This window comes from Amycolatopsis sp. NPDC049159, from assembly GCF_040648295.1.
Taxonomy (GTDB): Bacteria; Actinomycetota; Actinomycetes; order Mycobacteriales; family Pseudonocardiaceae; genus Amycolatopsis; species Amycolatopsis pretoriensis_A.
Genome location: NZ_JBEZDL010000005.1, coordinates 405,167 through 414,990, shown reverse-complemented (window position 1 = coordinate 414,990; position 9,824 = coordinate 405,167). Strand labels below are relative to the sequence as shown.

10 protein-coding genes are annotated in these 9,824 nt (G+C 71.3%); all 10 read right to left on the bottom strand.

Annotated features, from left to right (window positions below):
* Positions 1 to 322: 322 nt before the first annotated feature.
* The 10 genes from tyrS to argC are packed head-to-tail and all read right to left on the bottom strand — an operon-like array spanning position 323 to position 9,773.
* Positions 323 to 1,597 (bottom strand): tyrosine--tRNA ligase, encoded by a 1,275-nt coding sequence (gene tyrS / locus AB0B33_RS12905; RefSeq protein ID WP_247021535.1) that lies wholly within the window; start codon positions 1,595 to 1,597, stop codon positions 323 to 325.
* Between the two features lie 32 nt (positions 1,598 to 1,629).
* The gene (locus AB0B33_RS12900) at positions 1,630 to 2,259 is read right to left on the bottom strand and encodes a DNA-3-methyladenine glycosylase (protein WP_360770352.1); all 630 of its coding nucleotides are present in this window, start codon (positions 2,257 to 2,259) and stop codon (positions 1,630 to 1,632) included.
* 46 nt (positions 2,260 to 2,305) lie between these two features.
* Complete coding sequence (gene argH, locus AB0B33_RS12895; RefSeq protein WP_360770349.1) at positions 2,306 to 3,721, bottom strand: argininosuccinate lyase; 1,416 nt, start codon at positions 3,719 to 3,721, stop codon at positions 2,306 to 2,308.
* Between the two features lie 34 nt (positions 3,722 to 3,755).
* Complete coding sequence (locus tag AB0B33_RS12890; protein ID WP_247021529.1) at positions 3,756 to 4,043, bottom strand: argininosuccinate synthase; 288 nt, start codon at positions 4,041 to 4,043, stop codon at positions 3,756 to 3,758.
* Positions 4,040 to 4,552: an arginine repressor gene (locus AB0B33_RS12885; protein WP_247021526.1), complete on the bottom strand. Its 513-nt coding sequence runs from the start codon at positions 4,550 to 4,552 to the stop codon at positions 4,040 to 4,042. The genes AB0B33_RS12890 and AB0B33_RS12885 overlap by 4 nt, the downstream gene beginning before the upstream one ends.
* Positions 4,549 to 5,475 (bottom strand): ornithine carbamoyltransferase, encoded by a 927-nt coding sequence (gene argF, locus AB0B33_RS12880; RefSeq protein WP_360770346.1) that lies wholly within the window; start codon positions 5,473 to 5,475, stop codon positions 4,549 to 4,551. Before argF ends, AB0B33_RS12885 begins: the two co-directional genes overlap by 4 nt.
* Positions 5,475 to 6,677, bottom strand: coding sequence for an acetylornithine transaminase (locus tag AB0B33_RS12875; RefSeq protein WP_360770343.1), 1,203 nt, complete (start codon positions 6,675 to 6,677; stop codon positions 5,475 to 5,477). The genes argF and AB0B33_RS12875 overlap by 1 nt, the downstream gene beginning before the upstream one ends.
* Complete coding sequence (gene argB / locus AB0B33_RS12870) at positions 6,674 to 7,591, bottom strand: acetylglutamate kinase (protein WP_247021520.1); 918 nt, start codon at positions 7,589 to 7,591, stop codon at positions 6,674 to 6,676. Before argB ends, AB0B33_RS12875 begins: the two co-directional genes overlap by 4 nt.
* Positions 7,588 to 8,748: a bifunctional glutamate N-acetyltransferase/amino-acid acetyltransferase ArgJ gene (gene argJ / locus AB0B33_RS12865; protein WP_247021518.1), complete on the bottom strand. Its 1,161-nt coding sequence runs from the start codon at positions 8,746 to 8,748 to the stop codon at positions 7,588 to 7,590. Before argJ ends, argB begins: the two co-directional genes overlap by 4 nt.
* Complete coding sequence (argC, locus tag AB0B33_RS12860) at positions 8,745 to 9,773, bottom strand: N-acetyl-gamma-glutamyl-phosphate reductase (RefSeq protein ID WP_360770339.1); 1,029 nt, start codon at positions 9,771 to 9,773, stop codon at positions 8,745 to 8,747. Before argC ends, argJ begins: the two co-directional genes overlap by 4 nt.
* Between the last annotated feature and the right edge of the window lie 51 nt (positions 9,774 to 9,824).

Genomic DNA, 9,824 nt, shown 5'->3' with positions numbered 1-9,824 from the left:
AATGCTCTCAAAGGAACCTCATACGAGGTTCAATACATAAGCTCTACTGGCTTAGTTCACTAGCACACTGTTGAGTTCTCAAGCAACACACCCCGAGTCGCACCGCCGTCAAGCGGCCTTACTCGAAGCGAGTATTCCTAGCAGTTTTTGGTGGGACACCCACTCAATCGCTTTCCGCGAGAGCTTGGTTCGTGTCCCGGTGGCCACCCGGTTTCCCTGGCGACTTGGAGAACTTTACACCCCGTCAGAGGCCCCGGAACAGGGGGGTACCTTAACCGCGTTCCCGCAGGTCAGGCCCCTGTTCCGGGCCTCCGAAGGGCGTTCAGCCGCCGAGCGCGACGCCGGCGACGTTGCGCTTGCCCTTGCGGACCACGAGCCACTTGCCGTGCAGGGCGTCGCCCGGCGCCGGCTTCCACTCCTCGTCCGCGATCTTCACGTTGTTGACGTACGCGCCGCCCTCCTTGAGCGTGCGGCGCGCGGCGCCCTTGCTGTCCACCAGTCCCCCGGCGAGCAGCAGGTCGACGATCGTCGGCTCGCCCGACGGGTCGACCTTGCCGTTCGGCACCTCGGCCATCGCGGCGTCGAGGGTGCGTTCGTCCAGGTCGCCGAGCTCGCCGCGGCCGAACAGGGCCTGGCTCGCGGCGATGACCTGCCGGGTCTGCTCCTCGCCGTGCACGAGAACGGTGAACTCCTCCGCCAGCCGCTTCTGCGCGGCGCGCAGGTGGGGGCGCTGTTCGGTGTCCTCGGCCAGCGAAGCGATCTCCTCCTGCTCGAGGAAGGAGAACATCCGCAGGTAGCGGATGACGTCGGCGTCGCCCACGTTCACGAAGTACTGGTACCAGGCGTAGGGCGAGGTCATCTCCGGGTCGAGCCAGAGGTTCCCGCCGCCGGTCGACTTGCCGAACTTGCGGCCCTCGGCGTCGGTGACCAGCGGCGCGGTCAGCGCGTGCGCGCTCGCCCCGTCGGTCCGGCGGATCAGGTCGACCCCGCCGACGAGGTTGCCCCACTGGTCGGACCCGCCGACCTGCAGCTTGCAGCCGTACTGGCGGTGCAGCTGCAGGTAGTCCTGCGACTGCAGGAGCAGGTAGCTGAACTCGGTGTACGACATGCCGTCGCCCTCGAGCCGCCGCTTCACCGTCTCCCGGTTGAGCATGACGTTGATCGAGAAGTGCTTCCCGACGTCGCGCAGGAACTCCAGGGCGCTCTGCTGCCCGGTCCAGTTCAGGTTGTTCTCGACGATCGCGCCGGTCGGCGAGTCGTCGAAGTCGACGAACCGCTCGAGCTGGCCGCGGATGCGCCCGGCCCACTCGGCGACGACGTCGAGCGTGTTCAGCGTGCGCTCACCGGTGTCGCGCGGGTCGCCGATCATCCCGGTCGCGCCGCCGGCCAGCACGATGGGCCGGTGCCCCGCGCGCTGGAAGCGCTTGAGCATGAGCAGCGGGACCAGGTTGCCGGCGTGCAGGCTGGGCGCGGTCGGGTCGAACCCGCAATAGAGCGTGACGGGACCCTGGTCGAGCTCGCGCCGGAGGGCGTCGATGTCGGTGGACTGCGCGATCAGGCCGCGCCAGGACAGCTCGTCGAGGATGTGTTCGCTCACGCCTGTAGATCCTCCCGCACCAGGTCAACCGACTAACTGGCGGGTCGGACCCGCCGCTTCCCGCCGCGCCGGTAGGTGGACACGGCCGGTGACCCGTCGACCCAGAACCGCCACGGCGTCTCCATCGCCATCGCGACGCCGACGCGGGGGCCGGTGCGGACCAGGTCGTCCGGCACGCGTTCGCCCTCGTAGATCCGGACGGGTGACGCCGGATCGGTCAGGTCGACGCCGTTCTGCTCTCGGTCGACGCGGAGCACCGACGTCAGGATGGCCGGCCCCTTGGCCAGTTCGCCGGTCCCCCGCGCGGCCGGGCGCCGCTTGCGGACGACGTCGAGGCCGGTGACGACCTCGCCCGCCCGCAGCAGCACCGCGCCCGCCACGCCGTCGTGGGAGCCGACGATGTTCGCGCAGAAGTGCATCCCGTAGACGAAGTACACGTACAGGTGACCCGCGGGCCCCCACATCACGGCGTTGCGCGGGGTCTGACCGCGGTAGCAGTGCGACGCCGGGTCGTCCTCGCCGCGGTAGGCCTCCACCTCGACCAGCCGGACGCCGACGGTGCCGTCGGGACCGTCGGCCTCCAGGACCGAGCCGAGCAGCAGCCGGGCCAGGTCGACGGGATCGAGTGCCAGCTCCTCGCGCGTGAACAGCCGGTCGTTCAACGCCGCTCCCCTCGTCCTGGTGACCCGGCCGAGCGTAGCCAGCGGGCTAGTTGAGCCACTGACGGGCCGCGGTGACGCGCTCTTCCAGCCGGTCGCGCTGCTCGGCCACGCGTTCCGGCGCCGTCCCGCCCCGGGCGTTGCGGGACTTCACCGAGCCTTCGACGGTGAGGACCGCGCGCACCTCGGGGGTGAGCGCCGGGTTGATCTTCTCGAACTCCTCGTCGGTCAGCTCGTCCAAGCCGACGCCGCGGGTTTCGGCGACGCGAACGCTTTCGCCCGCCGCTTCGTGCGCGACGCGGAACGGCACGCCCTGGCGCACCAGCCACTCGGCGATGTCGGTGGCCAGCGTAAACCCGGCCGGGGCGAGCTCGGCGAGCCGGTCGGTGTGGAAGGTCAGCGTGGCGAGCATGCCCGCGATCGCCGGGAACAGGAGCTCGAGCTGCTCGACCGAATCGAACACCGGCTCCTTGTCCTCCTGCAGGTCGCGGTTGTAGGCCAGCGGCTGCGCCTTCAGCGTGGCCAGCAGGCCGGTGAGGTTGCCGATCAGCCGGCCCGCCTTGCCGCGGGTCAGCTCGGCGACGTCCGGGTTCTTCTTCTGCGGCATGATCGAGCTGCCGGTGGCCCAGGCGTCGTCCAGTGTCACGTAGCCGAACTCGGCCGTGTTCCAGATGATCACCTCTTCGGCGATCCGGGACAGGTTCACCGAGAGCATGGCGACGGCGAAGGCGAATTCGGCGACGAAGTCGCGCGAAGCGGTGCCGTCGATCGAGTTCTCGACACTGGTCGCGAAGCCCAGCTCCTCGGCGACGGCCTCGGGGTCGAGCCCCAGCGACGAGCCGGCCAGCGCGCCCGAGCCGTACGGCGACTCGGCCGTGCGGGCGTCCCAGTCCTGCAGGCGCGAGACGTCGCGGAGCAGCGCCTGGCCGTGGGCCATCAGGTGGTGCGCGAGCAGCACCGGCTGGGCGTGCTGCAGGTGCGTGCGGCCGGGCAGGATCGCGTCCGGGTGGCGCTTGGCCTGCGAGACCAGCGCGTCGACGACCTCCAGGGTGCCGGCGACGACCCGGCGGGCGGCGTCGCGCAGCCACATCCGGAACAGCGTGGCCACCTGGTCGTTGCGCGACCGACCGGCCCGCAGCTTGCCGCCGAGCTCGGTGCCCGCCCGCTCGAGCAGGCCGCGTTCGAGCGCGGTGTGCACGTCCTCGTCCGCGATCGTCGGCGTGAACTCCCCCGACGCGACGTCCTGGGCGAGCGCGTCCAGCGCGGTCAGCATGCCCGTCAGCTCGTCGTCTGTGAGCAGGCCCGCCTTGCGCAGCACGCGGGCGTGCGCGCGGGAACCGGCGATGTCGTAGGGCGCCAGGCGCCAGTCGAAGTGCGTCGACGCGCTCAGCGCGGCCATGGCCTCCGCCGGACCGCTGGCGAACCGGCCGCCCCAGAGCTGCACCGGCTGCTCGTTCCCGCTCACTGTTCTCGCTTCTCCTCGTCGTTCGTTCGGGTGTTCAGGCGACCGTGATCCGGCCGTCGTGCAGGACCAGGCGGACTTCGCCCGACACGGCGTCGGCCAGCCTCGCGCATCCGCGGCCGGCCCGCCGGTCGAGCGCGGCGCACGCCTCGCCGCGGCCGATCCGCTGTGCTTCGCCGCGCGCGCTCAGCATCCGGCGCGCTTCGGCGACCGAGACGGTCTCGCCGTCGACCGCCACCGGGACTCCGCGGTCGAAGGTGATCACGACCTCGTCCGGCGCGAGGAACTCGCCCTCGGCCGGGAAGATGTCGCCGATCGGGATCATGGTGGTCCGTCGTCTCCTTGCTCGTGCGCCGAGCGCTGGGCGAGAGCCGCGAAGCGCTCCGCCAGTTCCTTGCCCGTCAACGGTTCCCGGGCGATCACGGCGACGGTGTCGTCCCCCGCGATCGAGCCGACGACCTCCTCCAGGGCCGCCCGGTCGATCGCGCTGGCGAGGAACTGCGCCGCGCCCGGCGGCGTCCGCAGCACCATCAGGTTGCCGGACGAGTCCGCCGAGACCATCAGCTCGGCCAGCAGCCGGGAGAGCCGCGACGTCCCGCCCTGGACCCCGCGGACGGGGCTGCCGTCCTCGGGGATCACGTAGACCGGCGCCCCCGAGTCCGGACCGCGCAGCTTGACCGCGCCGAGCTCGTCGAGATCGCGCGACAGCGTCGCCTGCGTGACCTCGATGCCTTCGGCGGCCAGCAGCTTGGCCAGCTCGGTCTGGCTGCGGATGGTCATGGTCGACACCAGTTCGGTGATCCGCGCCTGCCGCCCCACCCGGCTGCTGGTCATCGTCGGCTCTCTTCGAAGAGCCAGACCAGCAGGGCCTTCTGCGCGTGCAGACGGTTCTCGGCTTCGTCCCACACCGCGCTGGCCGGGCCGTCGAGCACCTCGTCGGTGATCTCCCAGCCGCGGTGGGCCGGCAGGCAGTGCAGCACGATCGCGTCGTCCGCCGCCTTTTTCAGCAACTCGGCGTTGACCTGCAGCGCGCGGAACGGGCCCACCCGGTCGAGACCGTCGTTCTCCTGCCCCATCGACGTCCACGTGTCGGTGACGAGCACGTCCGCGCCGGCGACCGCCTCGTACGGGTCGGTGAAGACGGTGGCCGTCCCGCCGGTCTCCTCCCCGCGCTTCTTGGCGTCGAGCATGACCTGCTGGTCGGGCTGGAACCCGAGCGGGGAGACCACGCGGACGTGCATGCCGGCGGTGACCCCGGCGAGCAGCAGCGAGTGCGCCATGTTGTTGGCGCCGTCGCCGAGGTAGACGAGGGTCAGCCCGGCGAGCTCGCCCTTGCGCTCCCGGATGGTCATCAGGTCGGTGAGCGCCTGGCACGGGTGGAACTCGTCGGTGAGCGCGTTGACCACCGGGATCGACGCCGCCGAGGCCATCGCCTCGATGCGCTTCTGCGCGAAGGTCCGCCACACGATCCCGTCGACGTAGCGGGACAGCACCCGCGAAGTGTCTTCGATGGTCTCCTCCCGGCCGAGCTGCATCGACCGGCCGTCGACGATCACCGGGTGCCCGCCCAGCTGGCTGATGCCGACCTCGAACGAGAACCGGGTGCGCGTCGAGTTCTTCTCGAAGATCGCCGTGATCGACTTGCCGGCGAGCGTCTTGGTGCCGAGCGGGTCGGCCTTCAGCGCGTCGGCGATGTCCAGGATGGCCTTCTGTTCGGCCGGACTGACGTCGTCGTCGCGGAGGAAGTGGCGGAGCATCAGTCGGAGTCCTTCGTGGTGGAGTCGAGCGCGTTCGGGAGTGCGGCGAGGAACCCTTCGACCTGCTCGCCGTCGAGCACGAGCGGCGGCGCGAGCCGGACGGTCTCCGGGGCGATCGGGTTGACGAGGTAACCGGCGTCCTGGAGGGCCTTCGCGACCCCCGCCGAGACGGGCTGCTTCAGCGCGATGCCGAGCAGCAGGCCGGCTCCGCGCACCCCGGCGACCAGCGGGTGGCCCAGCGCCTCGACGCCCGCCGCGATGTCCTTGCCCAGCGCCGAAACGTGGTCGAGGAGGCCGTCGGACGCGATGGTCTTCAGCACGGCCAAGCCGGCCGCGCAGCACACGGGGTTGCCGCCGAAGGTGGTGCCGTGGTGGCCCGGCTTGAGCAGGTCGGCCGCCGCGCCGACGCCGATGACCGCGCCCAGCGGCAGCCCGCCGCCGAGGCCCTTGGCCAGCGTGATCACGTCCGGGACGACGCCGGCCTGCTGGTAGCCGAACCAGGTGCCGAGCCGGCCGACGCCGGTCTGCACCTCGTCGAGCACCAGCAGCGTGCCGGTGGCCTTGGTGATCTCGCGGGCGGCCTGCAGGTAGCCGTTCGGCGCCGGGAAGACGCCGGCCTCGCCCAGCACCGGTTCCAGGAAGACGGCCGCGGTGTCGGTGTCCACCGCCGCCTTGAGCGCCGCGACGTCGCCGTACGGGACGTGCTCCACCCCGGGCACCAGCGGCTTGAACGGGTCGCGCTTGCCGGGCTGGCCGGTGAGCGTCAGCGCGCCCATGGTCCGGCCGTGGAACGCGCCTTCGGCGGCGATCACCTTGGTGCGCCCGGTCAGCCGGCTGATCTTCAACGCGGCTTCGTTGGCCTCGGCGCCGGAGTTCACGAACAGCACCCGGCCGTTGCCCGCGAGGCCGGCGACGTCGAGCAGCGCTTCGGCGAGTTCGACGGCGACCGGGTTGACGTACAGGTTCGAGGTGTGGCCGAGCTGCTTGATCTGGGCGGTGACGGCTTCGACGACCGCCGGGTGGGCGTGACCGAGCGCGTTGACGGCGATGCCGCCGAGCAGGTCGACGTACTCCTTGCCGTCGGCGTCCCACACCTTCGCGCCTTCGCCGCGGACGAGCGTCAGCGCCGGGGTGCCGTAGTTGTCCATCAGGGCGGACTGCCAGTGCTGCCGGCCGTCGGCGTTGGACTCGATGTCGGTCACGGGAGCTCCGTTTCGGGGAAGACCATGGTGCCGATGCCCCGCGAGGTGAAGACCTCGAGCAGCACCGAGTGGGCGAGCCTGCCGTCGATCACGTGCGCCCGGCGCACGCCGCCGCGGATGGCGCGCACGCACGCCTCCATCTTCGGGATCATGCCGCTGGCCAGGCCGGGCAGCATCGGTTCGAGGTGGTCGACGCGGATGCGGTCGATCAGCGACGACCGGTCGGGCCAGTTCGCGTACAGGCCTTCGACGTCGGTGAGCACCACCAGCTTTTCGGCACCCAGCGCCGCCGCGAGCGCGCCCGCCGCGGTGTCGGCGTTGACGTTGTGCACGACGCCGTCGACGTCCGGGGCCACCGTGGAGACCACCGGGATGCGCCCGGCGTTGACGATGTCGAGCACCGCGTCCGGGTTGACCTCGGCGACCTCGCCGACGAGCCCGATGTCGACCTGCTCACCGTCCACAGTGGCCTGTTTGCGCTCGGCGGTGAACAGCCGCGCGTCTTCGCCGGAGATGCCGACCGCGTACGGCCCGTGCGCGTTGATCAGCCCGACGAGCTCGCGGCTGACCTGGCCGGTGAGCACCATCCGGACGATGTCCATCGTTTCCGGCGTGGTGACCCGGAGGCCGCCCTTGAACTCGCCTTCGACGCCGAGGCGGGTGAGCATCGCGGTGATCTGCGGCCCGCCGCCGTGGACGACGACCGGGCGCAGGCCGGCCAGGCGCAGGAACACCATGTCCTCGGCGAAGGCCGCCTTCAGCTGGTCGTCGATCATGGCGTTGCCGCCGTACTTCACCACCACGGTGGCGCCGTGGAAGCGTTGCAGCCAGGGCAGTGCTTCGATGAGGACCCCGGCCTTCTCGGCCGCCGTCGCCAACCTCTCGTCCGCGGAAATCAGAGCCTCCTGGTTCATGAGGAGTACGCGCTGTTCTCTTCGACGTAACCGTGCGAAAGATCCGTGGTGTAGATGGTGGCCGCTTCGGTGCCGACGCCGAGGTCGACGACGATTTCGATCTCCCGCGCGGTGAGGTCCGCCGCCGTCCGGTCGGCGGCCGGCATGCCCTGCGCGAACAGGGTGACGCCGTTGATCGTGATCGACACCGTCTCCGGGTCGATCCGGGCCGGGACGCGGCCCAGCGCCATGGCGATCCGGCCCCAGTTCGGGTCGGAGCCGAAGAGCGCGGTCTTGACCAGGTTGTCCTCGGCGATCGTGCGGGCGACCGCGATCGCGTCGGTCTCGGAGTCCGCGCCCTGGACGGTGATGTTGACGTCCTTCGTCGCGCCCTCGGAGTCCGCGCGCAGCTGCAGCACGAGGTCGAGGCCGACCTTGGTGAGCAGTTCGGTGAGCTCCAGCTCGGTGGGCTCGACCCCGCTCGCGCCGGACGCCAGCACCAGCACGGTGTCGTTGGTGGACGTGCCGCCGTCGACGTCGAGCCGGTCGAAGGTCACCCGGGTCGCCGCGCGCAGGGCCCGGTCGAGGGTTTCCTTGTCCACCACGGCATCGGTGGTCAGGACCGAGAGCATGGTGGCGAGGTTCGGCGCGAGCATGCCGGCGCCCTTGGCGAAGCCGCCGACGCTCCAGCCGCCGTCGTGCTTCGCGAAGGCCTGCTTCGGTTTCGAGTCGGTGGTCATCACGCCGGTGGCGGCGTTCAGGCTCGCTTCGGCGCTCGCGTCGAGTGCCTTGAACGCGGATTCCACGCCGGACAGGACGGCGGGCATCGGCAGCCGTTCGCCGATCAGACCGGTCGAGCAGACGGCCACCTCGATCGCGCCGGCCTGCAGGACTTCGGCGACCTTTTCGGCGGTGGCGTGGGTGTCCTGGAAGCCGCCGGGCCCGGTGGCCGCGTTGGCGCCGCCCGAGTTGAGCACGACGGCCTTGAGCCGCTGCTGCTTGAGCACTTCCTGCGACCACAGCACCGGTGCGGCCTTGATGACGTTGCGGGTGAACACGCCGGCCGCGACGTCCAGCGGGCCGTCGTTGACGACCAGCGTGAGGTCGAGCGCGCCGGAAGCCTTGATCCCGGCGGCGACGCCGGCGGCGCGGAAGCCCTGGGGGCCGGTGACGGTCACGGTGCCACTCCTACGGTGGGAAGCCCGGTGGTTTCCGGGAGGCCGAGGGCCAGGTTCATCGACTGGACGGCACCGCCCGCGGTGCCCTTGGTCAGGTTGTCGATCGCGGCGACGACGACCAGCCGCCGGGCGCCGGTGTCGACCGCGACCTGCAGCTGGACGTTGTTCGAGCCGAGCGTCGACGCGGTGGTCGGCCAGGCGCCGGCGGGCAGCAGCTGGACGAACGGTTCGGCGTCGTAGGCCTTCTCGTAGGCCTCGCGGACCGCGGCTTCGCCGACGTCACCCTTCAGCGGCGCGCTCGCTGTGGTGAGGATGCCGCGGGGCATCGGCGCGAGGACCGGGGTGAAGGACACGGTGACCCGCTCCCCCGCGACGGCCGAGAGGTTCTGCGCGAACTCCGGGGTGTGGCGGTGGGCGCCGCCGACGCCGTACGCGCTCGCCGAGCCCATCACCTCGGAGCCGAGCAGGTTCGGCTTCAGGCTCTTGCCCGCGCCGGAGGTGCCGGTGACCGCGACGACCGTGACGTCCGGCTCGATCAGCCCGTCGGTGAAGGCGGGCGCGAGGGCCAGCGAGCCGCCGGTCGGGAAGCAGCCGGGCACGGCGACGCGCTTGGTGCCGGTGAGCCGCTCGCGGGCGCCGGGCAGTTCCGGCAGGCCGTACGGCCACTGGCCGGCGTGCTCGCCGCCGTACCAGCGCTGCCAGTCGGCCGGGTCGGCCAGCCGGTGGTCGGCGCCGAGGTCGACGACCAGGACGTCCGGGCCGAGCTGCGCCGCGATCTCGGCGGAGTGCCCGTGGGGCAGCGCCAGGAAGACGACGTCGTGGCCGGCGAGGATTTCCGGCGTCGTCTCGGCGAGGACGCGGTCGGCGAGCGGGACGAGGTGCGGCTGGTGGACGCCCAGTCTGGTGCCCGCGCTGCTGGCGGCTGTGAGCGCGCCGATCCGCACCTCGGGATGGGTCAGGAGCAGGCGCAGCAGCTCGCCGCCCGCGTACCCGCTGGCTCCGGCCACCGCGATGTTCACCGTCATACGCATGATTATGCACGCCCCTGCAAGGCTAAACAAACAGGTTTACCGGGA

Excerpts from the sequence above, each read along its gene's own strand:
- argB (WP_247021520.1), bottom strand. The coding sequence starts at position 7,591 with ATGAACCAGGAGGCTCTGATTTCCGCGGACGAGAGGTTGGCGACGGCG.
- argF (WP_360770346.1), bottom strand. The coding sequence starts at position 5,475 with ATGCTCCGCCACTTCCTCCGCGACGACGACGTCAGTCCGGCCGAACAG.
- AB0B33_RS12890 (WP_247021529.1), bottom strand. The coding sequence starts at position 4,043 with ATGATCCCGATCGGCGACATCTTCCCGGCCGAGGGCGAGTTCCTCGCG.
- AB0B33_RS12885 (WP_247021526.1), bottom strand. The coding sequence starts at position 4,552 with ATGACCAGCAGCCGGGTGGGGCGGCAGGCGCGGATCACCGAACTGGTG.
- argC (WP_360770339.1), bottom strand. The coding sequence starts at position 9,773 with ATGACGGTGAACATCGCGGTGGCCGGAGCCAGCGGGTACGCGGGCGGC.